Source organism: Bacillus piscicola, assembly GCF_022458745.1.
Lineage (GTDB): Bacteria > Bacillota > Bacilli > Bacillales > Marinococcaceae > Alteribacillus_A > Alteribacillus_A piscicola.
The window spans coordinates 126,597-153,014 of the sequence record NZ_JAJJJF010000004.1; the positions used below are offsets into that span (position 1 = coordinate 126,597).

Consider the following 26,418-nt stretch of genomic DNA (forward strand, 5'->3'; position numbering starts at 1 on the left):
TTTTCCCTCCGTCACTATGTAGTTAAATGAAAATGAATATCATTATCTAATAACACATTTTACTGAAAATCTTTCTCAAGTCAATAACCTTTTTAAAAAAAAATTTCTTTAGCATGTTTTTTTTAGAAGCTAACGGTTAGGTTGCTGTAGCTGTTTTTGTATGTAGCGGAACGTTGAAAGTTTGTAATAATCCTCTTTCTGTTCCGGCAATTGCTTTATGACCTGTTGTGCGACTTGCCTTTCACTAGCAGCGGCGTGGATCGCCCACGTTCGTCCAGGTATATGGCGATAATAATTCCGGTGCCTGTCATAGAAAGCTTCCTGATGAATAATGCTTCTCCTGGCTACATCTTTGATGAGCCGCTTTCGCAAGGTAGACGTCCCGGCATAAAGGTAATAATAACCATCCGGCAACCCAATACGTTTTTCTGTGAAAGCTTGCTGGTAAGCCCTGTAGATCGTTTGTTGGAACGAACAGTCTTGCAGCGCGCAGGCCAAAAGGGGATGAAAAATATCACCATCAAGAATAACTGCCGCATATTCTGCTGTTTTTCGAAGTGCCAGCTCCCAGCGCTCTACTTGCAGTTCATATTGCCCAAGCCAGCTTCTGTCCTTTTCCTTACCACTCCAGTACGTCTCTGCAGCAGGCACGACGTAAAACCCATACCGATCCGCTAATTCATAGGCAACGGTTGTTTTTCCTACAGCCGGCGGCCCCTCGATACATATAATGGACACTTATCCATCCCCCCTCTTTTCCCATTTTTGTTACGTTTACTATGACCTCGTTAACTTGTTGCCGACGTGTTTTCGGGGCGCCATACGGCTCCTATGACGGCGTTATTTCGATGTCAATGCTTTTTCGAAGCTTTATACGCCCCCGATGACGTCGCTATTTCGATGCCGATGCTTTTTCACTGCTTCATACAACCCTTATGACGGCGTTATTTCGCTGATAACCCTTTTTCGAGAAGTCAAGTCCACAGTTTTGTGTAAATTCATTTCCTCGTATTCGCACTTTTTATCAGCTTATAGCGGATTTTGATTATGGAAGGGGGTACCCCCTTCCATAATCAAAATTTCGCGCGCTTCGCGCTTGGTTCATGCTGTCACTAATTTTTTACCAGCTTGTTCATCTGCGTACTCCATCAAAACGGCTCCAATAAGCCTGAATGCTGACTGGGTATTTGGAAAAATTCTGATGACCTTTTCTCTGCGTCTGACTTCTTGGTTTAGTCTTTCAAGCGAATTTGTACTTCGGATGTATTTATGATAACTTTCCTCCTCAATTAAATACTGAATCACATCTTCGAAGCCTTCTTCTAAAATATTGATAGCCTTTTCTAGCTTGGGATTGGAACCAAACTCCTGAAGGAAATCCGCTTTTAATTTCCTGGCATCCTTAGGCTTAACCACTTCAAAAATCCTTTTTATGCCCATCTTCACTTCCTCCGTATCTTTCTTTGGCAAGCTATCGAAGATGTTTCGTTTGAAATGGACAATACATCGTTGCCAGGAGGTGCCCACAAACTCTTCCGCTATCGCTTTCTTTAAACCCTTGTGTGCATCCGATATGACCAACTTTGGCGCTTGAAGTCCTCGCGAATGTAAGTGCTGAAAAAATCTTTTCCAAGCCTCGCGACTTTCTGAGTGGTCTACCTTCAACCCCAAAATTTCCCGTTCGTTATTCTCATTAATCGCTGTCGCAATATAGACCGCTTTGGATACCACGCGTTGATACTCGCGAACTTTTATATACATGGCATCCACAAAAACATAAGGAAAATACATCGTATTCAGTGGCCTGTCGGCCCAGCGATTGACAACCGGATCTAGCTTTTCTGTCAGGGAGGAAACAAAGGATTTTGACACCTTTTCCCCGCAAAGTTCCTTAACAATATTTTTCACTTTTCGGGTGGACACCCCGTTGACTACCATTTCAAGCATAGACAGAACAAATGCCTGATCACAGCGGGCATACCTATCAAAAACAGTCGTAGAAAAATCACCGTTACGGGTACGCGGCACCCGCAATGTGATTTTTCCGATACTCATAAGAAGATCCCGTTCATAGTAACCATTCCGGTAATCTCGACGGTCCGGTGACCTTTCGTAGGCTGCTGTCCGTAAATGTTCATCCCGTTCTTTTTCCATAAATTCATTTAATACCAACATAATCGATGCTTTTACAACGTCGTCCAGGTCCGATGTCATAAGAGATGCTTTTAAATGGTCCATGTTCAGGTTAAACTGTAATTGAGTCAATTTAATTCCTCCTCTTTGTTTTCGTAGCTGATAACATTGTAACCACGAGGAATTGATTTGACTCATTTTCTTTTTACACAATTATATGGACATAATCTTTTCGAGACTTCATACGACCCTTATGACGACACTATTTTGCTGCTAACGCTTTTTCGCGGCCTCATACAGAACCGATGTCGTCACTATTTTGCTGCCAACACTTTTTCAAGGCCTCATACGACCCCGATAACGTCGTTTTTTCTTCCACCATGCTTTTTCGCAGCTCTATTCGCTCCCTACGACGCGCGCCGAAGCGCTGTTTTGTTGTTCACTCGATGAGTATTGGAAAAAATCACTTGTTTATGTGAACGTGTGTTCGTGTATAATAAAACAAAGAGAGCTCTACTTTTCTACAGAAAAATAAAAAAGGAATGATGTAACTGTGAAAGGTAACAAGTTAACGCCGGAATCGAATATGCGCTGGGAATCGATGCGGATGATTTTACCCGAGCACCGAGAGCAATGGCTTCACCACCAGCACGAACAGACCAAACAAAAAAAACCAGAACTCGATCCCCAACGTTGGGAAGAACTGGAATGGCTGCTCGGTGATGCGATGCGTCAGGATGCTGCCCTCTGCTTTACGTATTGGCGTGATGGCTTTTTCTTTCACACCGTAGGGACCTGCCACTACATTAACCATGACCAAAAACAGTTTCATTTGCTGACGGAGGATGGTGTCGTGTACTTGCATTTTGCGGACCTGGTGAACATCACGACCTTGGCATGAAAGGGCGACGTCTACTCCTTTTTCCCATTATACCATTTTCCGTAACCGTCCTTTCAATGGGAACGGTTACGGAATGATTTTTCCCCGATCTATCTTCGTAAAAAGTACTCGGAGTAATCTACATCTTCGTCGAAATTAATCGGTTCTCCCTCACTGTTTAGCAACGTATACCCCTCGAACCGTTCCTCCATGCCACTGCCGCTTTCTCCATCTCCAAACATACCTTCGTAAACCTCAGCCGGGTTGTACGTGTCAGAAGGCGTATCGGAAGTCCCGTACGCTGCTGCCTGCTCCCACGTTTCTTCGGCATCAAAACGATCGTTTACCACGCCATCTTCCGTCACATCGGTAAAGCCGCCTTTTCCCGGGATCAGCCGTCTTTCTTCTGCCGGGCGGTCATCCGGATCGTTGTCTTGATACGCATGGTCTACACACTGAAGGGCTGCAGGTTCGGTCTCCAGGCGCGCAAGCGGGATGTCTTTCCCGCATTTTTCACACTTCCCGTAAGTGCCCTCGGCAATCGCCTCAAGCGCTTTATGAATGCGCTGTTCTTCTCGATCCGCATGTTGTTCGAGTGCTAAATCTTTTTCTCTTTCATATAACGCCGTACCGTGATCGGCAGGATGGTTATCGTAATTGGACAATTCCCCGATCGCTTCTTGGGCAAACTCCATGTCAAGCCCTAAGCGATCCTCGGTGTGCCGCTCCAGTTCTTGCAAGCGTGCCTCCAATTTTTCCTTCGCATTCTGGTAAAAGTCGTCCGTCTTCACTATCTATTCTCCTCCTCTCTTAGGCGTAGTATGTGCGAAAAGAGGAGGCTGTTTTCTCTGCATTTTTTGGTAACAACGATGTGAAAATTCACGTGACTGGGAATCGCGGGAAATGACTCAGCGTTTCGCAGCCTTTGTCAGTAACGATAAAGCTTTCACTGATTTCAACGCCCATTTCCTCGAGCCAAATACCTGGGATTAAGTGAAACGCCATGTTTGGACGGAGGACCGTTTTATCACCAGGACGCAGTGACGCCGTGTGTTCTCCCCAATCAGGCGGATAGTTTAACCCAATCGAGTAACCGATGCGGGATTCTTTTTTAAAGCCATAACGAGAAATCACACGCTGCCATACCGCCTCGACCTCTTCACACGTTAAACCAGGTTTCACGCAGTCCAGTACAGCTTCAATGCCTTCCACTACTGCATGTGCCACACGTTGTACGGCAGGGCTCGGTGTACCGATGGTTACGGTGCGGGCGAGCGGGGCATGATAACGTTTAAAACAACCGGCCAACTCGATAATAAGCGGATCACCTTTTTTAAGCTGATTATCAGTCCAAGTGACGTGAGGGGCGTACGTCAGCGACCCTGCAGGTATTAAAGGTACAATAGCCGGATAATCTCCGCCAAAGGCAGCCGTACCGCTCTTTTGAGCATAGGAAACGGCGGCGGCAACGTCACATACGCGTGATCCTTCATAGGCCGCTTCGATTCCTGCTTTCATCGCAGCTTCCGCGATCTTCCCTGCTTTTTTCATATATAGTATTTCCTGATCGGACTTTATCATCCGGACTTCGTTAACAAGCAGATGCGCATCATGGAAAGTCACACGCGGACAGCCTGATTCAAGGCGCTCTAAGGCACGCGGGGAAAAATAATACGCCTCCATTTCGACACCGGCCCGCTTTACATTTTTCTTATGCTTGTGAATCCAAGCGGCCAATACCTCCATCGGATGCTTCCAACGGGAATGCACGTAGTCATCCCCATAAAAAAGCAGTCGGTCCGGTGACAGCCAAGCCGTTGCCCGTGCTCCATTTACATCTTGTTCTCTCCCGAACCAATACGGCTCTTCTTCATCTAAAAAAACGATCACCATTTGCGGAACGTAGAAAGACCAACCATCATAACCCGTCAGGTAGTTCATATTAGCTGGGTCACTTAAAAAAAGCGCATCCAGCCCTTGTTGAGTCATCTTTTCTTTTACCTTCTGCAACCGCACCGCATATTCCTCTTCGGAAAATCTCCGAACCATTTCCATTCTCCCATTCCCCCCTTCTTTCCATGCCGCGCCTCTCATATATTTCTTTTAGACCCTTGTATTTCGGTAGACAATTGCTTACTATTCAATTTATTCTGAATGTATGATTGTGATACTCATAAAAAGGAGTCAGAAATACAAAGGAGGAGATGGAGCGATGAAATTGACGGTAAAAGACGTATGGATGGCGAGAAAAAGAATACACCGCGTACTCCCTCGTACCCCACTGCTTCATTCCGCTTCCCTTTCGAGCTTCACCGGGGTTCCGGTTTATTTAAAATTGGAACACTTGCAGCCGACCGGATCCTTTAAACTGCGCGGAGCAACCAATATGATTTCCTCCCTGACAGAAACAGAAAAGAAAAAGGGAGTGGCTACTTTCTCTACGGGGAATCACGGGTTTGCGGTGGCGCATGCCGCGGCAAATCTCGGCATCCGTGCTGTCGTATGTGTATCCGAACGCGTACCAGAAGCGAAAATAGAAGCGTTAAAAAAAAGCGGGGCCGATCTTCATATCGAGGGCGAATCCCAAGACGCGGCAGCTGAAGTGTGTTTCCGCCTTCAGAAAGAAAAGGGATGCGTTCTGATCCCCCCATTTGACCACCCGCATATTATCGCCGGACAAGGAACGATCGGGCTTGAAATCCTTGAAGACCTGCCGGAAGTCAAACACGTACTAGGCGGCCTTTCTGGCGGCGGTCTCCTCTCCGGCATCGGTCTTGCCTTAAAAGAGACCGATCCTGCTATCCGTGTAACCGGCCTCTGTGTCGAAAAAGGAGCTGCAATGGATGAAAGCATTCAGGCTGGTAAACCGGTGAACGTGCCAGAACACCCGACTTACGCAGACAGCCTCCTCGGGGGTATCGGCCTCCACAACCGCTACACGATGCCGATGGTTACCCGCTATGTAGATAAGCGACTGCGCCTTTCTGACACAACCATTGCAAAGGGAATGGCGTTTCTGTACGACAAACACCGCCTTGTCGTGGAAGGAGCTGCAGCAGTCGGAGCAGGTGCTCTCTTGGACGGTCTTGTCCGCCCAGAAGGACCCACTGTCCTCGTCATCACCGGCAACAGCATCGATCCCCGCTCTCACTTAGAAGCTGTCCAGCCGTACGTGTCTCTCTAACTGACCAACACGATGTTTGCTCCATACCAAGAGTTAGGTCCATTTAGGGATCTTGCAAGGGGTGCAAGATCCTATCCTGTCAAGCATGCAGTCAATGTCATGGCAGCAGTTGGTGAGGCACTTGGAAGTCTTGCTTCCTTATGTGCCGTCCCTTTTGGTCATGAGAGTGTTAAAAAAAGAAATCCCAAGATATTGGAACCTCTTTTGCCCAGTAAGCTCCTCCCCTCCTACCCTTTCTAAATAAGATCCTTTCCTATTTCCTCTGAGAAATCATCATCCGTTCGAACCGGCGCTTTGGTCTTCTTATCAAGGTCCGCCATCATATCAACGTATCAAACCAATATTTCTTCTTTTTTCCTCCTTACCGTTTAAAAGCTTTTCAAGTTACCCAAAATGGTAACAAACGCAAAACGGCAGCCGTGTTGGGACAGGGCTTGCGAGGAGGGAAAAAGATGGACACTGCCATTAGACGAAGAAACCAGGCGCCGCGGCGAATTGGCTGGTTTCGGCTGTTACTGAGATTCATGCTCTTCTTTGGTATCTTAGGAATGAGCAGCGCTCTTGCTGTCATGGCCAGTGCCAAGCTGCTTCAGCCACCTCCTATCCAAGTCGATCAATCTACTGTTTTTTACGGCAAGGATGACACCATTATTGGAGAGCATCACAACGGGCAGCAGCGTTATTGGCTCGAGCTCGACGACATGGCGCCAGAAATAAAAAATGCGATTATTGCGATTGAAGACAGAGAATTTTACGAGCATTTTGGTTTTGACTTTTCCCGAATCGGCTCTGCTGTGGCCGCGAATCTGCAAGCAGGTGCGAAAGTGCAAGGGGCCAGTACGATCACCCAGCAATATGCGCGTAATCTCTTTTTATCCCATGACAAAACATGGGCCCGGAAAATAGAAGAAGCGTTTTATGCGCTACGCTTAGAGTCTCATTACAGCAAAGATAAGATTCTCGAAGGCTACTTAAATACCATTTACTTCGGACACGGAGCGTACGGCATCGAAGCCGCGTCTCGTTTGTATTTTGACAAATCCGCGAGCCGCTTGACGCTTGCAGAGGCTGCGCTGCTCGCCGGCGTCCCGAAAGGTCCTTCTTATTATTCACCTTTCTCCTATCCGGAACGGGCGAAGGAAAGACAGGAAATCATTTTACAGGCCATGGAAAAAACAGGCGCTATTACCGCAGAGGAACGAAACGAAGCAATAAAAGCACCGCTTCGGCTGGAAGCGCCGGGCCAGCTTGCTGATGAGCGTGTCGGTCCGTACTTTCAAGACCATGTGGAAAAGCTATTAGAAGAAAAGTATGACCTCGATCCTCAGATTGTTGAAAAGGGTGGCTTGCACATTTATACGACCCTTGACCCCGACCTGCAGGAAACAGCAGAGAAATGGGTTCGACTCGAAATACCGAAAGACTCTGAACTGCAGAGTGCGCTTGTCGCGATGGATCCGGACAGCGGTGCCGTAAGAGCGCTTGTTGGCGGAAAATCGTATGAAAAGAGTACGTTTAACCGAGCCGTTCACGCAGCCCGTCCTCCTGGATCGGCACTCAAACCATTCCTTTACTACGCTGCACTTGAAGAGGGCTTCACACCGCTTACCGCTTTCCGCAGTGAACCGACAGAGTTTGAATTTGGGGAAAACGGGGAGACCTATTCACCTGGCAACTACGGAGAATATTATGCGAATGACTTTATCAGCATGGGAGAAGCCCTTGCTGTTTCTGACAATATATTTGCCGTTAAAACGCACTTGTATCTAGGACCGGAAGCACTCGTGGAAACGACTAAAAAAGCAGGAATCGAGGCTGACTTTTCGCCAATTCCTTCTCTTGCCCTCGGTTCCCAGAGTATGCGGATCCTTGACCTGGCTACCGGCTACAGCGCTATTGCGAACGGCGGTTACCAGGTTGAACCGCAGTTTATTGAGAAAATAACCGATGCAGAAGGCAATGTCCTCGTTGAAACAGAGGTAGAGAAACAAGAAGTATTTGACCCGAAAAAAACATACGTGTTGACCGACATGATGAAAGGTGTTTTCGACGTGTCACTCGAAAGCTATACATCCGTGACTGGCCGCTCAGTTGCTCATCTGATTAATCGGCCGGTTGCTGGAAAAAGCGGGTCTACCGACTATGACAGCTGGATGGCAGGGTTCACTCCGCAGCTCGTCACGGCCGTATGGGCCGGCTACGATGATAACCGCCCGATGAATCACGCAGAGGAAGGCCAAATCACGAAGCGGATCTGGGCACAATTTATGAGTGAAGGCCTAGAGGACTCCCTGAAACTGTCCTTTCTAAAACCGAACGGGGTGGTCGAGGTTGACATCGATCCAGAAACCGGATTACTTGCTTCAAAAGAATGCGGTGCTTCCCGTACCATTGCATTTGAAAAAGGCACAGAACCACGCCGTTCCTGTACCGATGAATTGGAAAAGAAAACCAATAACGAGGAAAAAGAAAAGATGGAAGAAGAATTGGAAGCAAAGGAAGAAAAGTTCTGGGATCGTTTTAAAAGATGGTTTGAATAAGTTGCAGGGGTTCTCGGACCCCTGTTTTTTTAGCGATCGTTGTTTGTCTAGACACAGAGTGCCTTTGCATTGACTTAGATTTCACGGTGCGTTTAAATGAAGGCATACTCATACAGGAAAGCGAGGCATCCCAATGACGGAACAACCAACAAAGGACAGCTTAAAGCTATCCGTCCTTGACTTGGCGACCATTTATGATAGAAAATCCGCCACAGAAGCACTCCAGGATTCTACCGAACTCGTCCAATTAGCAGATCAGCTTGGCTACACACGCTACTGGTTTGCCGAACACCATAACACGAAATACCAGATCAGCACCTCACCCGAATTACTCAGTGCTCATGCTGCCGCCCTTACAGAGAACATACGAATCGGTTCAGGAGGTGTGATGCTGCCGAACCACAGCCCCCTGAAGGTTGTGGAAAATTTTTCTCTTTTAGAGGCATTGCATCCAGGAAGAATCGATCTTGGTATGGGACGAGCACCCGGAACAGACGGACTGACTGCTCTGGCCTTACGACGCTCCCGGGAAGCTCTCCAAGCAAACGACGTCATGGAGCAGCTCCATGAATTAATGGCCTACTTCACTCGTGACTTTCCAGAAGATCATCCATTTGCCAAAATTACTCCCTCTCCTGACCCCTCGTTACAGCCTGACATGTTTATGCTCGGTTCTAGTGACGGAGGTATGAAAATTGCTGCTCAATACGGTCTTGGGTTTGCCTTTGCCGGCCAAATTAACCCGCAATGGGCCGTCCCCATGCTGCGCCGTTATCGTGAACGTTTCCAACCATCTGTCTTTTCTGAGAAACCGTATAGTATTTTATCCCTTATTGTCATTTGCGCTGATACAGATGAAGAAGCAGCGTACTATGCAGGACCGGCAGAATTACAGTGGGCCCGGTGGGGAACAGGACAATTTCACTTTGCGCCCCCTACCTTAGACGAGGCGAGCTCCCACACGTACACCGACGCAGAAGAAGCGGCACGACAAGAGGGAAGCGGGCGTTTTGTCATCGGCAGTGTAGACAGCGTGAAGGAACAGTTGGAAAAACTTGCCACTGATGCCCAGGTGGATGAAATTATGATCTTGAATATGATCACCGATCAGAAGGCGCGCCACCACTCCTACTCCCTGCTGGCAGAAGCCTTTCACCTTTCCTGAATTAACTCGCATTTATAAAAAACCAAAACGTGCAAGAGGCTGGATCGGCGCTCGTGCACGTTTTGGTTGTCCTAGTTATGTGTAGTGCATGTGTGTATATCTAGTTTATTGATATTTTTCCAAAAGAACAATACGTACAAACAATGTTCAAAAATCGTTCATAGTTTTTTAATATTATTCTTCTGATTGTAATGCTTGATGCAGCTCTTCACTAGAGTGATTCCACATCTCTTCGTTAAACTCTTTCAAAAAGGCTCCGAGTATTTTTTTGGAGTAGTCGTCCATGTGATCAACGACGATACGGCCCTTCAGCGATTTATCCATGTTATTAACATGCTCTGGCATACTTTTAAACCCTTTGCGGATTCTTTTCTCTTCTCTCTCGACGAGAAGCTCACACGCTCCGACACCGGCATAATACGATTGACCTTCTTTCTGCATGACCGTTACCCATACAATCCAATACTGACGGCTTTCAGGGAGCTCTTCTTTGGTTGGCAGGAACTTTACCCGCTTTTCTACTGCGGAGCGGGCATGGAGAGCCCCCATGTCAATAAAGGCACTATCCCCTTCCGGATCGATAATGATCGGGGTGACGTTATCGAGACTGAGCGCTCCTACGCCGTAACCTCCGTGACCGTCTGTTGAATCACCGCTTAAAATATTAAAGCCGCTTTTATTTTTCATCTTCCTTGTCTCCTTTCCGAAAAGAGTCTTTCCTTCTATCATACTTTTTTAATGAAGAGACTTCAAAGATTCAATAAAATCCCACGCTTCTTGGATGTCAGACTCGGAATAATTCTGGCTTTTTTTCAGCGTAAATACTTTTTCTTTCACTTCATGCCTGGGCAGCTCCTCAAAATACAGCATCGTGGAGACAAGCTCCAGAAATTTAGAACTTTGTTCATTTAATAGGGGGACGATTTCTTTTCCTTTTTCCTGGGGCCATGTCATCGGAAACGTGTTCAGGAAGGATTGGCCGTCCGCTGTAACCGCGTAGCGATACTGCATGTAGCCTGCTTTCTTTTCTTTCACCTCTGTTACAAATCCGAGACTGCACAGCTCCTCGACGCGCAGTGTCAGTTCTTCCGAGTAAGGCCCGTAAATGTGAAAGGTGTATTTCTCCTGCAGCGGCAGCTTCATTTTCTTTCCGATAAACACCATCTTCTGAAGTTTCTTCCTGCCGATGACTTCCCCGGCCTCATGTAACAGGGCGATAATCTTCGCATGTTCCGGCAGCATCTATCTCTCGCCCTCCTTCCTCACTTGTACAAAATGTACTGTCTGCTCCGTTGTAAACTATCAGTCAAAAGTGCCACGTTCACGTTCTTAGTAGAAGTTACCACAAAATTGAATAATTTAGACACAGCATAGAAAAGTTGATTTCCACTGCAGGCGGACGCTTTCCGCGGGCATGGCTTGAGCCCTCCTCAGGCCAACACGATGTTGGTCACAAAGGCGTTGCCACAGGACGTGGCGTCTATAGCCTTTGAACCTTAATCCCGCTACCTGCGGGGTCTCAAGGCTTATGCTTTTCCCGCTGGAGTCGCCGCCTTCCGTTACAATCAAGTTATACGTGTACTTGATTAACGATTGATTAGACAGTTTTTATATAAATGTTCGTATTTCCTATCTCAACTTAAAGATTGTTTTAAAGAAAAACCACAGAAAAAATCAGATGACTCATGATGTCAAAACTCTGTTTCTATTTTCCCGGGGTGGGCGTGCAGGATGTCTTTAATTTGTTGTTTTTCCTGTTCGTGTCCTGGTGTGTCGAGCCATTCCGCTGGATAGTATAGTTTGTGGTCTGTTCGTTTTTTCCCTGATATCGCTTCGACAATGTCTGATTCGCGGGAAAGCTCGCGTAATTTGTTGTCCGGCATCAGCAGGTGGATGGGGATCCGCTCTTCTTCTTCTCCCGGCCGGTAAAAATCATACGGCAGGTCGGATGACGAATCAATTACAAGATAGTAATCCGGATCCTTGCCTGCTTTTTGAAACAATTCCTGCAAACGCAGCCACTCATTCATCACAAAGTGCTGGTCAAACTCCACATACTTAAATAAGCGCCGGTTCATAAAACGACCGCACAAATCTTTCAATATCGCATCCTCTTCTTCTTCCCACATGTGAAAATAGTATAGAATGACGGATTCATCCAGCTGTAAATATGTATCCAGTGAGAGTTCTTCGTTGAAAAACCCCTCAAAATGAGAAGGGGGCTGTTTAAACGGATAACGGCAATTTCGGAGTGCTTTCACACGCTGAAGAATCTTGCTTAAAATCACTTCCGCGCTGCGGGTAACAGGATGAAAATACACTTGCCAGTACATTTGGTAGCGGCTCATGATGTAATCTTCGACAGCGTGCATCCCTGTATATTTTATCACAGCTTGTTCTTCTGTTGGACGCATCACCCGAAGAATTCTTTCCATATCGAAATGACCGTAGCTTACGCCTGTATAGAAGGCATCCCGCTGTAAGTAATCCATACGGTCGGCATCAATCTGGCTGGAAATCATGCTGACTACCAGCTTGTTTGGGTGTGTCTTCTCAATCACGTCGGCAACCTGCTGCGGGAAGTCATCCCCTATGCGCCGCAACACCTCGTTTACCTCGGTATTCCCAACAATAATTTTACGTGTCCACCATTCATGATCAGTATCAAACACTTTTTCAAACGAATGAGAGAAGGGACCGTGGCCGATATCATGGAGAAGCGCCGCACTCAAACAGAGCAGGCGGTCATCGTCTCTCCAGAACGGCCGGCCGGTAAAAACATCAATGATCCGCCGGGTTATCTCATAGACACCGAGTGAATGGTTAAAACGGGTATGCTCGGCTCCGTGAAACGTTAAGAAGGTTGTGCCGAGCTGACGGATTCGGCGCAGCCGCTGAAATTCTTTCGTTCCGATTAACTCCCAGATTAATTCATCGCGAACGTGGATATAGCGATGTACCGGGTCTTTGAACACTTTCTCCTCTTCCAGCGTGCGATTGCCTCTTGTCATCGTGACCATCCGCTCCCCTCTCCACATGGTGCCTTTATTATACCAACTCGGTCATCCTTTCTCGAGTGTGCCGCTTTTCTTTTTCTCGGATCGGTCGACAATATAAGCACAAGCCGCATCACCGGTAATATTCAGTGCGGTACGCAGCATGTCTAAAATACGGTCGACCCCGAGGATTAACGCAATCCCTTCCACCGGGAGGCCCACCTGCTGCAATACCATCGTCAGCATAATTAAACCAACGCCCGGAACACCAGCGGTCCCGATACTAGCAAGCGTTGCGGTTAAGACGACCATCACGAGCTGGGAAAAGCCAAGTTCTACTCCGTACACCTGAGCGATGAACATCGTTGCTACTGCCTGCATAATAGCCGTCCCGTCCATGTTAATAGTCGCTCCGAGCGGCTGAACGAAACTACTGACAGACTTACTGACACCAAGCCGTTCTTGGGCAGTACGCATCGAAATCGGCAATGTCCCGCTTGAGCTTGATGTACTGAATCCGACCGTAATAGCCGGGAAAAAGTTTTTGAAAAAATGATACGGGCTTGCACGTCCCAGAAGTTTAATCGCTAAACTGTAGGTTAAAGCTGCGTGAAGCAAAAGACCGGCAATAATCGTCAGCATGTACATAAGCATCTGGCCGAGACCTTGGACACCCGCATCCCCAACAGCGGAGGCAATTAAGGCAAAAGCTCCGTACGGCGCCGTGTACATCACAAAATTCACAAGGAACATCATGACGTCATTACCTTGTTCGAGAAGTTTGTGCAGACCTGCTGTCTTCTCTCCCAGCTTGGCAAGTGCAATCCCAAAGAGCAGTGCAACCACAATGATTTGCAGCATATCAGCATTCGCCAGGGCACTTACCGGATTATCCGGAATAATATTCATTAGCGTTTCCATGATAGGTGGTGCTTCTTCGGCATTAAATTCAGCATTTGTCGTGTCAAATATCCCTTCGTGTCCCGGCCGAATAAAAAAGGCGAGACTAAGACCGATGACAAGAGCGATCACGGTTGTCACAATGTAAAAACCGATCGTTTTTCCACCAATCCTTCCCATTTGCGCCGGGTCCTTTAAACCCGCAGCTCCGAGTGCGATGGAAATAAACACGATTGGCACAACGAGCATCTTGATCAAATTAAGAAACAATTGACCAACCGGAGTGAGAATATATGTGTCTAAGAAAACAAACACGGTGTCTGAGACAAAATTCAGCAGAAGACCTGCAATGACACCGAGTACTAAAGCAATTAGTATTTTTCTCGTCAAATTCTCCATCTCATCGTTCTGCTCCTTTCTTTCTATAGTAGTCTTCCCTGTTCCAAGATTTATTCCCCTTTTTCTACAGTGCTAACCAACCTTATTTCGTGCTATACTTTTTAGTAAGTTCTATACGTGTAGACGGGAGATAACGTGCATGGATATTACAGCAATGCTTGCAGACAAAGTATGGCGATGGATTGATCATTCAAGCTCAGGTTTGCAATTTAATCCCCTGCAGTCTTTTGCACTCGATGATACATTTTGCACAAGCACAGGTGAAGATACTTCACACCCGGTTATGCGGGCATGGGTGCATCCGCAAACGGTGATGCTTGGTATTCAAGACAGCCGCCTTCCCTCTGTCCATAAGGGGATAAAATACGTAGAATCAGAAAACTATCAAGTGCTTGTCCGCAACTCAGGCGGACTTGCTGTCATCTTAGATAAAGGCGTTTTCAATTTATCATTCATTTTTAAAGAAAACAAGTCTTTTTCCATCAACCGCGGCTATGATTTTATGTGGAAAATAGTCCAACTTTTACTGGCCGATGCACCGGGCCCTATCGAGGCATATGAAATCAAAGGATCTTATTGCCCGGGAAACTATGATCTCAGCATTGGCGGGCAGAAATTCGCGGGTATCTCGCAGCGCCGGATCCGCGGCGGGGTCGCGGTACAAATTTATTTAGCGGTATCTGGAAGCGGTTCGGACCGGGCCAGACTTCTGCAGCACTTTTACGAACGTGCCGTGCAAGGCGGTCCGGTGCGCTTTGAGTGGCCGCGCATTCAGCCTGAGGTTATGGCATCCTTGTCTGAGTTGTACGGAAGAGAGATCACGATCCAACATATTCTGTACCGACTGCTCACAACAATGCAAAGCCAAGGGGCTGTGTTGCAGCCATCCTCCCTGACGAATGAAGAGCTGCACCGCTTTGATTATTTGTACCAACGCGTTATCGAGCGAAACAATAAAGCGCTCGATGTCACGCGCTCTTAAAAACGTAAGAAAGCCGGGATCAGGTCAATCGACCCGCTCTCGGCTTTTTCCCACTTGTCTACTTAATTTGTTTTGTTCGTGATTGCCTGTTTCGCTGTGATAAGGGCAAGCTTGTATACATCTTCTGTACTGCAGCCGCGTGATAAGTCGTTGACAGGCTTATTCAACCCTTGCAAAATCGGACCGACCGCATCATATCCGCCAAGCCGCTGTACCAGTTTATAACCGATATTCCCGGATTCCAAGCTTGGGAATATAAACACATTTGCTTCTCCTTTAAGTGGTGAATCAGGAGCTTTTTTAGCAGCCACTTCAGGAACGTAAGCCGCGTCAAATTGGAATTCACCGTCGATCAAGAGATCCGGACGTTCCTGTTGCACAGTGGCTGTCGCGTCAGCTGCTTTTTCTGTCTCCGGCGACTGGGCCGACCCTTTTGTGGAGAAGCTCAACATCGCAATTTTAGGATCAATGTCAAAGGCTTGGGCTGTATCAGCCGTTGCAATCGCAATTTCCGCCAGGTCCCCGGCACTCGGAGAAATATTAATCGCACAATCTGCAAACACGAGCTTTTCCTCTTCCTTCACCATAATAAATACACCAGACGTTTTTTGAATGCCGGGCTTTGTTTTTATAATCTGGAGAGCCGGCCGCACGGTGTCCCCGGTTGAATGTGCTGCACCGCTTACTAACCCATCAGCAAGTCCTAAATAAACGAGCATGGTACCAAAATAATTCGGGGTATGTAGCTTCTCCTCGGCACTTGCTTCCGTCTCTTTGCCATTGCGGCGCTGAGCAAAAGCACGTACCATCTCAGGAAACGCATCATACGACTGCGGATCATGGATGACGACGTGGTCCAGTGAAACACCAAGCATTTCCGCCTGCTTTCGTATGTTTTCCGGAGAGCCGATCATAATAGGTTTAAGAATTTCTTCTGTTGAAAGCCGGGCGGCTGCTTGAATAATTCGTTCATCCTCCCCTTCAGGAAAAACAATGGAAGGGTATTCACGTTTCACTTGTTCTGTCATGACTTCAAATAAATCGCCCAAAATCCTTCCTCCTTATCATTTAAGTTGTCTCTTTCTTCTAGAAAAATTATACTCGTTTTTATAGGAAGTTTAAACAATATCCTTCCGCTCCACGGAATCCGTCTGTTTCACGTGAAACGTATGCTATACTTTTGTCATGGAAGCACGATTTTGTTTTGCATGAGGACAAGCATGTAGAGCTTTGAAAAAAGGAGTTGACTGTTATTATACAAGAAAACGTCTTATTTGAGAAAAAGGAAGGTATTGCCCGAATTACGTTAAGCCGTCCCCACGTCCAAAACGCTTTAGACACGGCGATGCATAACGAGCTGTTTGACTGCTTTAATGAAGCGAACAGTGATGATGAAGTGAAGGTCATTATTTTACAAGGATCCGGGGATTCGTTTTGCACGGGGATCGACTTAAACAGCATCCAAGAAGAGCAGGCTGAGACGTTTGATTACGGCCTGTACTTGCGAGAAACGTATAACCGGCTTATCTTTTTGATTGCCGATATCCAAAAACCGACTATTGCTTATTTGAATGGGATCACTCGGGGTTCCGGTTTAAGTATTGCGCTTGCGTGCGATTTTCGAGTAGCAGAATATGACACGAAGATGGGCTTTGATTCGCTGAAATACGGCCTTGTTCCAGACGCCGGGGCTTCGTACTTTCTTCCTCGTCTCGTCGGTCTCAGTAAAGCGATGGAACTCTCACTTGGGAATATGATTTCTGCCGAAGAAGCTTACCGCCTCAATTTAATTACGAAAATCGGCAATCCCGATGAATTTGCCCATTCCTTGACGGATGTCCCGCTCCAAGCGTTTGGATTAATGACACAAAACATGAAAGAAGGTTTTGAGAAAAGCCTTCCTGACGTACTGGAGATGGAAGTACAAGCACAGAGCCAGGCAGGTGGAAGCGAGAATCATATAGAAGCGATGGAAAAATTCCTTAATAAAGAATAAAGCGTCTCTGCCTAAGGGACGCTCCCTTTCGAGCGCCTGTTGACATGTGATATAGTAAAGGAAGAATAATGAGGAGTGATACATAATGAGTGAAGCATCGCAAACATTAGATGGCTGGTACTGCCTTCATGACTTGCGGAAGATCGATTGGACAACTTGGAAACAAGTGCCTAGTGAAGATCGTCAAAGTATGATTCATGAATTTGTGAATATGGTAGAATCCTGGCAACAAGTAGAAGATGCGGAGGAAGGCAGCCACGCACTTTACACGGTTGTCGGTCAAAAGGCTGATATTCTGATGATGGTGTTGCGCCCAACATTAGAGGATTTGAATGAGGTAGAGAACGCCTTTAACAAATTACGTATTGCAGACTACATGATGCCCGCTTATTCCTATGTTTCGATTGTAGAGCTTGGTAATTACGTTCCTCCGGAAGACGGCAGCGATCCAACAGAGAACCCCCAAATCCGGGAGCGCATTTATCCGAAGTTGCCGAAGTGGAATCACATTTGCTTCTATCCAATGGATAAAAAGCGGGAAGGACAGGACAATTGGTATTCCCTGCCGATGAAAGAGCGCCGTGAATTAATGCGGGCGCATGGCATGGTCGGACGAAAATATGCCGGCAAAGTAAAACAGATCATTACCGGCTCCACCGGCCTCGATGATTGGGAATGGGGCGTCACCCTCTTTGCCCATGAGGCGCTCCAATTTAAGAAGCTCGTCTACGAGATGCGCTTTGATGAAGTGTCCGCCCGCTACGGAGAGTTTGGTCCATTTTACGTAGGCAATATTCTGCAGCCAGAAAAAGTGGAAGCCTATCTGCATATGTAACAACCCTTATCTCAAGAACACAGCACTGCTCAGGCAGACACTGTGTTCTTTTTGTTTTTTAATCATATGGGCTTTTTCTTAAACATACACTGATTAGTGTGTGAATGTTTCTATACAGAATTGGGTGGTGGGTGATAAGAATGGCCGTCGTACCGGCTAAAGAAGAAGACATCAAGATGCTCGCACGGCTGATGAGAGCGGAAGCTGAAGGAGACGGGACACTGGGGATGCTGGTGGCAGGTAATGTCATGGTTAATCGGGCCCGGGCTGCATGCATGGATTTTAAAGATATACGCACGATCCCGCAGATGGTTTACCAATCACCAGGTGGATTCGAAGCCGTCCAAAAAAGTTATTTTTATCAGCGGGCCCGCAGCAAAGAGATCAAGCTCGCACGGCGCTTGATACAAGGTGAGCGCTTTAACCCAGCAGAACATTCCCTTTGGTTCTTTCGTCCGAGTGGAGATTGTCCGGCACAGTGGTTTAACCAGCCTAACGTCGGGCGTTACAAAGCTCATTGTTTTTTTGCGCCTGCGTATGGAAACTGTCCTGAAGTTTATTAACAGAAGAGGAGGAAGGATATGTACAATTATTATCCTTATTACGGGGGATATCCCGTTCAGCAGCAGCCGACACAACAACCAGTAAATCCCGGTGTGAACCAACCCCAGCCTGGTGGAATACCACCCATCGAGCAATCGTATATCGAAAATATTTTGAGGTTAAACCTTGGTAAACGGGCAAATGTCTACATGACCTTTGAAGGTAATTCCAACAACCAGTCGCAGGTTTTTACCGGTATCATTGATGAAGCTGGCCGCGACCACATTGTGTTACGGGACGAAGAAAGAGGACGCTGGTATTTACTTTTAATGGTTTATCTTGATTATGTTGTGTTCGAGGAATCCATTGATTATGATTACCCGTTTGAGGCAGGAAACTCCCCCTATTTATCACAATACCCGCCGCGCTGATTGGAGGATCGTACTTTCGCAAAAAAGTAGTCTCAAAAGAAGCCTGGCAGTATTCCAGGCTTCTTTTTTTATCTATCTTTTTGACTTTCGTACCCCCTGCCTCACGGTCCCCATGTTTAAGTCTACTTGTAATCGGAAATAGTCCCCTCTACACATTAAACACTTCTGACAGGCTCTCCTTTCAAATTGTTAGGTTCCCGTTCCTCGCAAAAAAAACTAATTAAAATTATACCTTTTGCTTGAAAGTCAAAAAAGGTCAATGTATAATACAGTTACAAGGTCAAAAATAGTCAAAGTCAAAAAACGTTTCACAGCACCCAACTATTACAGAGATGAGTATAAAAACAAACCATTCCCATTATAGGAGGAAATTCGATATGAGAAAATGTGACAATTGCAACGTACGACAAGCTCGTATTGAGTTAAACATGAATATTAACGGCCAACGCCAGAAGATGTTCTTATGTGACGTGTGCTACCAAAAAATTCATAATGAAATAAAACAGCCGTCTGGTTTTGGCGGGTACGGAAATCACTTTTCAGCTTTTGATCAAATGTTTAAAAACATGATGACACCACAAATGGGAGCAGCCGAACAGCAAGGAGGACAAGCTCAAACCCAGCACGGCGGCCGTGGAGGCGGCGGGTTGTTGGATGATCTTGGGAAAAATCTCTCTGATGCTGCCCGCGCCGGCATGATTGACCCGGTAATCGGACGTGACAAAGAAGTCGAACGCGTCATTGAAACGTTAAACCGCCGCAACAAAAATAATCCGGTATTAATCGGAGAACCAGGTGTTGGTAAGACGGCAATTGCGGAAGGGCTTGCCCGCCGCATTCAAGAAGGTAAAGTACCAAACAAGCTAAAAGATAAAGATATTTACCTTCTTGATGTCTCTTCTCTTGTGGCAAATACAGGAGTTCGCGGTCAGTTTGAAGAACGTATGAAGCAGCTTTTAAAAGAAATGCAAGAACGCAAGAATGTTATCGTTTTTATTGACGAAATTCACCAAATTGTTGGTGCCGGCTCCGCCGAAGGTTCTTCCGATGCCGGGAATATTATGAAACCGGCACTCGCCCGCGGAGAAATTCAAGTGATTGGAGCCACTACCCTCGCCGAGTACCGTAAAATCGAAAAAGATGCAGCACTCGAACGGAGATTCCAACCAGTCACCGTCGAAGAACCGAACCTTGATGATACGTTGGCTATTTTGAAAGGACTGCGTCATAACTATGAACAGTACCACCAAGTGACATTTACCGATGAAGCACTGGAAGCCTGTGTGCAATTATCTAACCGTTACGTCCAAGATCGTTATCTCCCCGATAAAGCCATTGATCTCATGGATGAAGCCGGCTCCCGAATCAACTTGGCACACAGCGAAAACGATGACAATGAAATTCAACGCCGCCTTGAACAGATTGCACTCGAAAAAGAAAAAGCAACACAGCAAGAAGACTATGAGCAAGCTGCCAGGTTACGCGATGAAGAAGTAAAGCTTCAAGAACAACTCGACGACGCGCTAAATCAAAATCGTTCACGTAAACAGCCACTGGTGGAAGTAGAAACCATTCAGGAAATCGTGGAAAATAAAACAGGCATTCCGGTACGCCGTCTTCAAAAAGATGAGCAGCAAAAAATGAAAGATCTCCCAGAGCGCCTGCGTGCTAATGTTATTGGACAGGAAGAAGCCGTTGAAAAAGTGACAAAAGCCATCCGTCGAAACCGTGCTGGCTTGCGTCGAGGCACCCGGCCAATCGGATCGTTCTTATTTGTCGGACCTACCGGTGTAGGTAAAACAGAGCTTTCCAAATCACTGGCCAGAGAAATGTTTGGAGACAGTGAGGCGATGATCCGGCTTGACATGAGTGAATACATGGAGAAACATTCTGTATCCAAACTCATCGGTTCACCGCCAGGATATGTCGGTCATGAAGAAGCCGGACAACTGACAGAAAAAGTCCGCCGCAAGCCATATAGCATTATTCTGTTAGATGAAATTGAAAAAGCACACCCCGATGTGCAGCATATGTTCCTGCAAATCATGGAAGACGGACGCTTAACAGACAGTCAGGGACGTACCGTCAGCTTTAAAGATACGGTCCTCATTATGACATCCAATGCCGGTTCCGCTATAAAAAAAGTAACGGTCGGTTTCGGAGATAAAGATACTGTCGAACCAAGCGTGCTCGATACGCTTTCCGATTACTTCCGCCCCGAATTTTTAAACCGTTTCGACGGTATCATTCAATTTAAAGAATTAGAGAAAAAAGATCTCGTGAAAATTGTAGACTTAATGCTAGCAGATATTGTGAAAGCAGCGAAGGAACAAGACATTGTTCTCACGGTGAGCGACGAAGCAAAAGCCCTGCTCGCAGAACAAGGCTACGATCCCGCTTTCGGTGCCAGACCTTTGCGCCGCGTAATCGAAGAAAAAGTAGAAGATGGCATCGCCGATTTGATGCTCGAAGAAGAGAACATGAATAAGGTAGACGTAACCGTCAAAAATAACGATATCACTGTCAGCAAAGCTGAATAACACGCATCCCAAAAGCCGGCTTCCCCGGTTTTTGGGATTTTTTATGTTGTGAATCATCCATCGCTCCTGGCCCAAATACAATGGAAATCCGAGGGTTTTTATGAAAAATCCAGACTTTGATTATTGGTATCCAGATCTATGAGAGTAGTATCCAGACTTCGAGCGTTGATATCCAGACTTATGTGAGTAATATCCACGCTCAAGCACAAAGTATCCATCCTTCAAGAAAGATCCAGGAATAGCCTGCTTATCCGCTGAACCGGTCATTTTCTCTGCTTGAATACATATGAATAAGACAGCCCATAGCGCTCAAAAGCTAATAATGATATAAAGAGTAAGAGACGTTTTTAAGAAATTGAAAAAGATGAAGGAGTTATCTCATGTTAGAATGGAAAAACATTTTACGCGGCTTAGCAATGGGAGCAAGCGACCTTGTCCCTGGGGTAAGCGGAGGTACAATTGCTTTAGTATTGGGGATTTATGATCGTCTTATCAAAACCATTAATGAATTTTTCAGCCGAAAATGGAAGGAACAGCTCGGATTTCTTATCCCGCTCGCTGTTGGTATGGGAATTGCCATCTTCAGTCTCAGCAATTTGTTGAAATGGCTGCTTGCGGATTACCCCCAGCCCACATTCTTCTTTTTTATCGGACTCATCTTAGGGACCATCCCTTTTTTATTGCGAAAAGCAGACTATAAACGACAATTCCAAGGTTATCATTACATTATTTTTACCGCAGCCGCTGCGGTCATCATTCTCTCCGGCGTTTTTCGAGCGGAAGAAACAGGCCAGGCCATCACCACTTTATCAGCTTCTGACTATATGTTTCTTTTTCTTGCCGGGTGGGTAGCAAGCTCCGCCATGATTTTGCCGGGAATTAGCGGTTCATTCGTTTTACTACTTCTCGGCGTTTATGACACAATTCTGCAGGCTGTTTCTTCTTTAAATTTTGGCATTCTCCTGACTGTTGGTGTTGGAGTGGTAGTTGGTATTGTAGTGATGAGTAAGTTTTTGCATTATCTGCTGCGTTCCCATCCCACGGGTATTTACGCTGTGATGAGCGGTCTTCTTTTTGGATCACTGTTTGTCATATTCCCCGGTATTCCCGCGGATGCTTCCCTAGTGACCATTAGTGCCGTGACCTTTTTGGCTGGCCTCGCGATTGCAATGATTTTAGGCAAGATTGAAGAAAATTAAGACCTCTCCTCACTTCACTGCATTTTGACGACGTCATTCTACCCCTATGACGTCGTTATTTTTCCGAATCCTCTTTTTCACGACGGCATACTGTGCCTATGACGTCGCTATTTTCCCGAATCCTCTTTTTCACGACGGCATACCGTGCCTATGACGTCGTTATTTTTCCGAATCCTCTTTTTCACGACGGCATACTGTGCCTATGACGTCGCTATTTTCTTGTATACTCTTTTTCACGACGGCATACTGCCCTGTGACGTCGCTATTTTCTCGAATACTCTTTTTCACGACGGCATACTGCCCTATGACGTCGCTATTTTCCCGAATCCTCTTTTTCACGACAGCATACCGTGCCTATGACGTCGCTATTTTCCCGAATCCTCTTTTTCACGACGGCATTCTGTCTCTATGACCCGTTATTTCCCTGTGCCTGTGGTTATCCGTGTTTTGTCACGGTAAGGCAAGTGGGAAATTGACATCCTGCTAATTGGACCACCGCGATAATCTCAAAACAAAGCGAACAAAATTGTTTTTAAAGCTGTCTCACTACATTACAAAGAAACAACGCACCAGCCTCGTCGGTGAGCAGTGCGTTGTTTCCAATACTTTTATGCTTTTATAACAGAGATAACCACCATGATCCAACCGATTATAAAAGCGACGCCTCCGATCGGTGTGATCGCACCGAGCCAAGAGATGCCGGTAAATGCCATCGTATAAAGACTACCAGAAAAAATGAGAATACCGGCGAATAGCAGCCAGCCTGCCCAGGACAGGGAAGCAGAACTTCCGGCATAAGCAGCAATTAATCCAATCGCCAGTAATCCGAGTGCGTGCATCGTTTGGTATTGAACGGCGGTCTGGTAGACATCCATCAGGCGCTCTGATAGTTTCCCTTCTAAGCCGTGTGCCCCAAAGGCTCCGAATCCGACCGCAGCGGCAGCATTCAAGGCACCTATTATGACGAATACTTTCCACATGTTAGTCCACCTGCTTCTTTCCTCTAAAATTCAAGTAAATTTCCGCCTGTTGACGGTATTTCTCTTTTTGGTACAGCGGATGTCGAACTGCTCTCTGGTACCGAAACCGGAGCAACCTTGTCCAGCGCTTGTTGTGTTGGTTTGTCGCCGGCTTCCTTTTCCGTAGCAAGCAACAAATCACAATAAGCCTTTAGGACACGGGCATGCTCTTTTACAGCAGCTGTGTCACGGGAGTCAAGTTGTCCCGCCAGCTGCAGCAGCTCTTCCTCCATCTTTTCTACAACGGCGCGAGCAGAAATATTCATTTTTTCACCTGCCAGTTTAAGCTTTGCTTGTCTGCATTATACCATACCGTTTTCCGCTCCGTTATCGAGAGGTCCCAACACAAATAAAGCATGGACCGCTTTTCTTTATCTGCCGGTCCATGCTTGTTCGGTGTTCTCGTTTATTTAACAATGGAATAGCCAAACGCCTCCACTTTCGGATAACTTTCTTCATCTATCACCCAATATTGTCCTTCGTTATCTTTTACAACAAGTTCTTTATCAGATGCTTCTTGTTTCGCTGCTGTTTCCTCCTCAAACTTTGTGGCGGGGATTTGCATATCGTCAATCATGATATATGCCATTCTTAACACCTCCATGTGTAGAGAATTTTCCCGCTCAACCTGATCTTTAAACGAAGGTGCCTAAAATGTCACATATTTGTAACCCTTACTGCTCGTAAGGAAACTCATCCGGATGAGGACCGTACCGCTTATTGTCATGTAAGCCGTTCATCGCCTGCAAATCCTCAGCATCAAGCGTAAAGTCAAATATCTCTGCGTTGGTTCGGATGCGTTCCGGGGTTACCGACTTTGGAATCGTGACGACTTTATGTTCATAACACCAGCGAATGAGAACCTGGGCTGGTGTTTTCTGATGCTTTTCCGCCACACGCTGAACAACGTCATTTTCGATAAGATCCCCTTTGCCGAGTGGGCGCCACGCTTCCAGCTGAATGCCATGGTTTTCACAAAACGATTGCAAGTCTTTTTGAAAGAGTCGCGGGTGAAACTCTACTTGATTGACCATTGGTTTCACATCTGCGTCTTTCATTACGTTCTCTAAGTGTGCTTCTGTAAAGTTACTGACACCGATGGCGCGTACTTTTCCGTCTTTATACAGTTTCTCAAGGGCACCCCATGTCTCCTTATAGATACCTGGTTTGGGCCAATGAATTAAATACAAATCAATCACATCGACCCCCAGTTTCTGACGGGAACGTTCAAACGCTTCGATCGTATTCTGAAATCCCTGTTCATCGTTCCACACTTTGGTCGTCAAAAACAGATCTTCTCGTGGTATTCCGCTTTCCTTGATTGCGGCGCCTACGCTTTCTTCGTTCTGATAGATGGAAGCTGTATCAATGCTGCGGTACCCGGCTTCAAGGGCTGTTTGGACCGCTTGTTTCGCTTCATCTCCTGCTTCAGCCTTATACACACCAAGGCCAAGCCAAGGCATGTCTACCCCGTTTGCCAATTTTACCGTAGCTGTTTGAATCGTACTCACTCATTCATCGCTCCTTTATAAGTTACTTTCAGGCGGGCTTGCATCAACAAGCTATTTCTCTTTTCTATTTCCTAAATCGCCGGTATGCGCCAATCAACTGGAGGGCGGCCGATGGTTTTCAAAAAGGCATTCGTTCGTGAAAACGGCCGACTTCCAAAAAAGCCTTTATGGGCAGAAAACGGACTAGGATGTGGAGATTTAATAATAAAATGATGGGAGGCCGTTACGAATTGCTCCTTTGCCTGTGCATGCTTTCCCCATAAAATAAAGACAACCGGATCTTTTTTCTCGTTCACTTGCCGAATGACTTCATTCGTAAAATACTCCCAGCCGATTCCTTTGTGCGAATGAGCTTCACCCGCTCTTACTGTTAATACGGTATTTAAGAGCAGCACCCCTTCCTCTGCCCAACTCGTTAAGCAGCCGTGCTCGGGTGTGGGGACGTCCAAATCAGCCTGTAACTCTTTATAAATATTTTGCAAGGAAGGCGGTATTTTCACCCCCGGCTGCACGGAAAAACTTAAACCATGTGCTTGACCAGCACCATGGTACGGGTCTTGCCCGAGAATGACCACTTTTGTCCGTTCATATGTAGTATAGTGAAGCGCATTAAAAATATCACACATGGGAGGGTAAATCGTATGCTCCTCGTATTCTCTTTTTAAGAAATTTCTTAGCTTCACATAGTACTCTTTCTGAAATTCTTTCCCTATTCGCGGCTCCCAATCATTCGTTATAATTCCCATTTCAGCCCCCCTGTTTGCATAATGACCATGATAAACTAGTATATATGTTATAATACCTTTCTTGAAAAGAGGTGAAACGTAATGGATGAAAATCATACATACAATGAAAACAACCCAGCTCAACCAGTCACAACGAATGGAAAAGCGATCACTTCTCTCGTCCTTGGTATCCTTTCCGTTGTTTGTATCTTTCTGATCTTCTTTCTCAGCCCCCTCTTTGGTATCGTCGGGCTCATTTTTGGAATCATGGCGATGAAAGAAGTGAAACGGACGGGACAGAGCGGACGCGGCATGGCCATTGCCGGCATTGTCTGCAGTTCCACTGGCATCATGCTGTCTCTATTCCTTATTATTTTGTTCGTCATTGGCTTCGCGCTATTTATGGATGCGGGAAACATGTAACGAACGACCGAAATGTT

At 46.3% G+C, this 26,418-nt stretch carries 26 protein-coding genes; 12 read left to right on the forward strand and 14 right to left on the reverse strand.

Annotated features, from left to right (window positions below):
• Nucleotides 1–129: 129 nt before the first annotated feature.
• A complete protein-coding gene (locus LOR49_RS09295; protein ID WP_240376250.1) occupies nucleotides 130–738 on the reverse strand; it encodes an AAA family ATPase in 609 nt (202 codons plus the stop codon).
• A gap of 363 nt (nucleotides 739–1,101) precedes the next feature.
• On the reverse strand, nucleotides 1,102–2,265 hold the full coding sequence (locus LOR49_RS09300; protein WP_240376251.1) for an IS256 family transposase: 1,164 nt from the start codon (nucleotides 2,263–2,265) through the stop codon (nucleotides 1,102–1,104).
• Between the two features lie 421 nt (nucleotides 2,266–2,686).
• Between LOR49_RS09300 and LOR49_RS09305 the strand changes: the two genes are divergently transcribed.
• Nucleotides 2,687–3,034 (forward strand): YolD-like family protein, encoded by a 348-nt coding sequence (locus LOR49_RS09305; protein ID WP_240376252.1) that lies wholly within the window; start codon nucleotides 2,687–2,689, stop codon nucleotides 3,032–3,034.
• Nucleotides 3,035–3,123: 89 nt separating this feature from the next.
• Here LOR49_RS09305 and LOR49_RS09310 read toward each other — a convergent pair whose 3' ends face one another.
• Together LOR49_RS09310 and LOR49_RS09315 are read right to left on the reverse strand one after the other, a co-directional pair.
• Nucleotides 3,124–3,804, reverse strand: a complete 681-nt coding sequence (locus LOR49_RS09310) for a TraR/DksA C4-type zinc finger protein (protein ID WP_240376253.1) — start codon at nucleotides 3,802–3,804, stop codon at nucleotides 3,124–3,126.
• Nucleotides 3,805–3,892: 88 nt separating this feature from the next.
• Nucleotides 3,893–5,068, reverse strand: coding sequence for a M24 family metallopeptidase (locus LOR49_RS09315; protein WP_240376254.1), 1,176 nt, complete (start codon nucleotides 5,066–5,068; stop codon nucleotides 3,893–3,895).
• Between the two features lie 157 nt (nucleotides 5,069–5,225).
• Between LOR49_RS09315 and eutB the strand changes: the two genes are divergently transcribed.
• From eutB to LOR49_RS09330, 3 genes are all read left to right on the forward strand, one after another.
• Nucleotides 5,226–6,197 carry a hydroxyectoine utilization dehydratase EutB gene (eutB, locus tag LOR49_RS09320; protein ID WP_240376255.1) on the forward strand — a complete coding sequence of 324 codons (972 nt, stop codon included), beginning with the start codon at nucleotides 5,226–5,228 and terminating at the stop codon, nucleotides 6,195–6,197.
• A 452-nt stretch (nucleotides 6,198–6,649) separates the two neighbouring features.
• Complete coding sequence (locus tag LOR49_RS09325) at nucleotides 6,650–8,737, forward strand: transglycosylase domain-containing protein (protein ID WP_240376257.1); 2,088 nt, start codon at nucleotides 6,650–6,652, stop codon at nucleotides 8,735–8,737.
• A gap of 133 nt (nucleotides 8,738–8,870) precedes the next feature.
• On the forward strand, nucleotides 8,871–9,902 hold the full coding sequence (locus LOR49_RS09330) for an LLM class flavin-dependent oxidoreductase (protein ID WP_240376259.1): 1,032 nt from the start codon (nucleotides 8,871–8,873) through the stop codon (nucleotides 9,900–9,902).
• Nucleotides 9,903–10,076: 174 nt separating this feature from the next.
• Here LOR49_RS09330 and LOR49_RS09335 read toward each other — a convergent pair whose 3' ends face one another.
• From LOR49_RS09335 to LOR49_RS09350, 4 genes are all read right to left on the reverse strand, one after another.
• A complete protein-coding gene (locus LOR49_RS09335; RefSeq protein ID WP_240376261.1) occupies nucleotides 10,077–10,589 on the reverse strand; it encodes a YwhD family protein in 513 nt (170 codons plus the stop codon).
• A 48-nt stretch (nucleotides 10,590–10,637) separates the two neighbouring features.
• Nucleotides 10,638–11,144, reverse strand: coding sequence for a YwgA family protein (locus LOR49_RS09340; protein ID WP_240376262.1), 507 nt, complete (start codon nucleotides 11,142–11,144; stop codon nucleotides 10,638–10,640).
• A 449-nt stretch (nucleotides 11,145–11,593) separates the two neighbouring features.
• Entirely contained in the window at nucleotides 11,594–12,913 is a 1,320-nt protein-coding gene (locus tag LOR49_RS09345) for an HD domain-containing protein (protein WP_240376373.1), read from the reverse strand.
• 51 nt (nucleotides 12,914–12,964) lie between these two features.
• Nucleotides 12,965–14,197 (reverse strand): dicarboxylate/amino acid:cation symporter, encoded by a 1,233-nt coding sequence (locus LOR49_RS09350; protein WP_240376263.1) that lies wholly within the window; start codon nucleotides 14,195–14,197, stop codon nucleotides 12,965–12,967.
• Between the two features lie 139 nt (nucleotides 14,198–14,336).
• Between LOR49_RS09350 and LOR49_RS09355 the strand changes: the two genes are divergently transcribed.
• Nucleotides 14,337–15,179: a lipoate--protein ligase family protein gene (locus LOR49_RS09355; protein WP_240376264.1), complete on the forward strand. Its 843-nt coding sequence runs from the start codon at nucleotides 14,337–14,339 to the stop codon at nucleotides 15,177–15,179.
• 62 nt (nucleotides 15,180–15,241) lie between these two features.
• Here the strand turns inward: LOR49_RS09355 and pta are convergent, their stop codons facing one another.
• Nucleotides 15,242–16,228 carry a phosphate acetyltransferase gene (gene pta, locus LOR49_RS09360; protein WP_240376265.1) on the reverse strand — a complete coding sequence of 329 codons (987 nt, stop codon included), beginning with the start codon at nucleotides 16,226–16,228 and terminating at the stop codon, nucleotides 15,242–15,244.
• A 194-nt stretch (nucleotides 16,229–16,422) separates the two neighbouring features.
• On the opposite strand from pta, the gene LOR49_RS09365 reads away from it, so the two are divergent.
• The 6 genes from LOR49_RS09365 to LOR49_RS09390 all read left to right on the forward strand — a co-directional run bounded on the left by LOR49_RS09365 (nucleotide 16,423) and on the right by LOR49_RS09390 (nucleotide 22,723).
• Nucleotides 16,423–17,175 carry an enoyl-CoA hydratase/isomerase family protein gene (locus LOR49_RS09365; RefSeq protein WP_240376266.1) on the forward strand — a complete coding sequence of 251 codons (753 nt, stop codon included), beginning with the start codon at nucleotides 16,423–16,425 and terminating at the stop codon, nucleotides 17,173–17,175.
• Between the two features lie 85 nt (nucleotides 17,176–17,260).
• On the forward strand, nucleotides 17,261–18,010 hold the full coding sequence (hemQ, locus tag LOR49_RS09370; RefSeq protein WP_240376267.1) for a hydrogen peroxide-dependent heme synthase: 750 nt from the start codon (nucleotides 17,261–17,263) through the stop codon (nucleotides 18,008–18,010).
• A 140-nt stretch (nucleotides 18,011–18,150) separates the two neighbouring features.
• On the forward strand, nucleotides 18,151–18,573 hold the full coding sequence (locus tag LOR49_RS09375) for a cell wall hydrolase (RefSeq protein ID WP_240376268.1): 423 nt from the start codon (nucleotides 18,151–18,153) through the stop codon (nucleotides 18,571–18,573).
• Nucleotides 18,574–18,591: 18 nt separating this feature from the next.
• Nucleotides 18,592–18,984: a spore coat protein GerQ gene (gene gerQ, locus LOR49_RS09380; RefSeq protein ID WP_240376269.1), complete on the forward strand. Its 393-nt coding sequence runs from the start codon at nucleotides 18,592–18,594 to the stop codon at nucleotides 18,982–18,984.
• Nucleotides 18,985–19,361: 377 nt separating this feature from the next.
• On the forward strand, nucleotides 19,362–21,524 hold the full coding sequence (locus LOR49_RS09385; protein WP_240376271.1) for an ATP-dependent Clp protease ATP-binding subunit: 2,163 nt from the start codon (nucleotides 19,362–19,364) through the stop codon (nucleotides 21,522–21,524).
• Between the two features lie 380 nt (nucleotides 21,525–21,904).
• A complete protein-coding gene (locus tag LOR49_RS09390; RefSeq protein WP_240376273.1) occupies nucleotides 21,905–22,723 on the forward strand; it encodes a DUF368 domain-containing protein in 819 nt (272 codons plus the stop codon).
• Nucleotides 22,724–23,331: 608 nt separating this feature from the next.
• On the opposite strand, the gene LOR49_RS09395 is transcribed toward LOR49_RS09390, so the two are convergent.
• From LOR49_RS09395 to LOR49_RS09415, 5 genes are all read right to left on the reverse strand, one after another.
• Nucleotides 23,332–23,703 carry a DUF423 domain-containing protein gene (locus tag LOR49_RS09395; protein ID WP_240376275.1) on the reverse strand — a complete coding sequence of 124 codons (372 nt, stop codon included), beginning with the start codon at nucleotides 23,701–23,703 and terminating at the stop codon, nucleotides 23,332–23,334.
• Nucleotides 23,704–23,726: 23 nt separating this feature from the next.
• Entirely contained in the window at nucleotides 23,727–24,008 is a 282-nt protein-coding gene (locus LOR49_RS09400; protein WP_240376276.1) for a DUF5327 family protein, read from the reverse strand.
• A 140-nt stretch (nucleotides 24,009–24,148) separates the two neighbouring features.
• Complete coding sequence (locus LOR49_RS09405) at nucleotides 24,149–24,331, reverse strand: hypothetical protein (protein ID WP_240376277.1); 183 nt, start codon at nucleotides 24,329–24,331, stop codon at nucleotides 24,149–24,151.
• Nucleotides 24,332–24,416: 85 nt separating this feature from the next.
• A complete protein-coding gene (locus LOR49_RS09410) occupies nucleotides 24,417–25,253 on the reverse strand; it encodes an aldo/keto reductase (protein WP_420830422.1) in 837 nt (278 codons plus the stop codon).
• Nucleotides 25,254–25,324: 71 nt separating this feature from the next.
• Nucleotides 25,325–25,999 carry a uracil-DNA glycosylase gene (locus tag LOR49_RS09415; RefSeq protein WP_240376278.1) on the reverse strand — a complete coding sequence of 225 codons (675 nt, stop codon included), beginning with the start codon at nucleotides 25,997–25,999 and terminating at the stop codon, nucleotides 25,325–25,327.
• 81 nt (nucleotides 26,000–26,080) lie between these two features.
• Here LOR49_RS09415 and LOR49_RS09420 point away from each other — a divergent pair, with 81 nt between their 5' ends.
• Nucleotides 26,081–26,401, forward strand: a complete 321-nt coding sequence (locus tag LOR49_RS09420) for a DUF4190 domain-containing protein (protein WP_240376279.1) — start codon at nucleotides 26,081–26,083, stop codon at nucleotides 26,399–26,401.
• Nucleotides 26,402–26,418 lie beyond the last annotated feature (17 nt).

Excerpts from the sequence above, each read along its gene's own strand:
- LOR49_RS09330 (WP_240376259.1), top strand. The coding sequence starts at position 8,871 with ATGACGGAACAACCAACAAAGGACAGCTTAAAGCTATCCGTCCTTGAC.
- LOR49_RS09390 (WP_240376273.1), top strand. The coding sequence starts at position 21,905 with ATGTTAGAATGGAAAAACATTTTACGCGGCTTAGCAATGGGAGCAAGC.
- LOR49_RS09315 (WP_240376254.1), bottom strand. The coding sequence starts at position 5,068 with ATGGAAATGGTTCGGAGATTTTCCGAAGAGGAATATGCGGTGCGGTTG.
- LOR49_RS09405 (WP_240376277.1), bottom strand. The coding sequence starts at position 24,331 with ATGGCATATATCATGATTGACGATATGCAAATCCCCGCCACAAAGTTT.
- LOR49_RS09355 (WP_240376264.1), top strand. The coding sequence starts at position 14,337 with ATGGATATTACAGCAATGCTTGCAGACAAAGTATGGCGATGGATTGAT.
- LOR49_RS09350 (WP_240376263.1), bottom strand. The coding sequence starts at position 14,197 with ATGGAGAATTTGACGAGAAAAATACTAATTGCTTTAGTACTCGGTGTC.
- LOR49_RS09415 (WP_240376278.1), bottom strand. The coding sequence starts at position 25,999 with ATGGGAATTATAACGAATGATTGGGAGCCGCGAATAGGGAAAGAATTT.
- LOR49_RS09345 (WP_240376373.1), bottom strand. The coding sequence starts at position 12,913 with ATGACAAGAGGCAATCGCACGCTGGAAGAGGAGAAAGTGTTCAAAGAC.
- eutB (WP_240376255.1), top strand. The coding sequence starts at position 5,226 with ATGAAATTGACGGTAAAAGACGTATGGATGGCGAGAAAAAGAATACAC.
- LOR49_RS09400 (WP_240376276.1), bottom strand. The coding sequence starts at position 24,008 with ATGAATATTTCTGCTCGCGCCGTTGTAGAAAAGATGGAGGAAGAGCTG.
- LOR49_RS09335 (WP_240376261.1), bottom strand. The coding sequence starts at position 10,589 with ATGAAAAATAAAAGCGGCTTTAATATTTTAAGCGGTGATTCAACAGAC.
- hemQ (WP_240376267.1), top strand. The coding sequence starts at position 17,261 with ATGAGTGAAGCATCGCAAACATTAGATGGCTGGTACTGCCTTCATGAC.
- LOR49_RS09385 (WP_240376271.1), top strand. The coding sequence starts at position 19,362 with ATGAGAAAATGTGACAATTGCAACGTACGACAAGCTCGTATTGAGTTA.
- gerQ (WP_240376269.1), top strand. The coding sequence starts at position 18,592 with ATGTACAATTATTATCCTTATTACGGGGGATATCCCGTTCAGCAGCAG.
- LOR49_RS09420 (WP_240376279.1), top strand. The coding sequence starts at position 26,081 with ATGGATGAAAATCATACATACAATGAAAACAACCCAGCTCAACCAGTC.
- LOR49_RS09375 (WP_240376268.1), top strand. The coding sequence starts at position 18,151 with ATGGCCGTCGTACCGGCTAAAGAAGAAGACATCAAGATGCTCGCACGG.
- LOR49_RS09340 (WP_240376262.1), bottom strand. The coding sequence starts at position 11,144 with ATGCTGCCGGAACATGCGAAGATTATCGCCCTGTTACATGAGGCCGGG.
- LOR49_RS09395 (WP_240376275.1), bottom strand. The coding sequence starts at position 23,703 with ATGTGGAAAGTATTCGTCATAATAGGTGCCTTGAATGCTGCCGCTGCG.
- LOR49_RS09325 (WP_240376257.1), top strand. The coding sequence starts at position 6,650 with ATGGACACTGCCATTAGACGAAGAAACCAGGCGCCGCGGCGAATTGGC.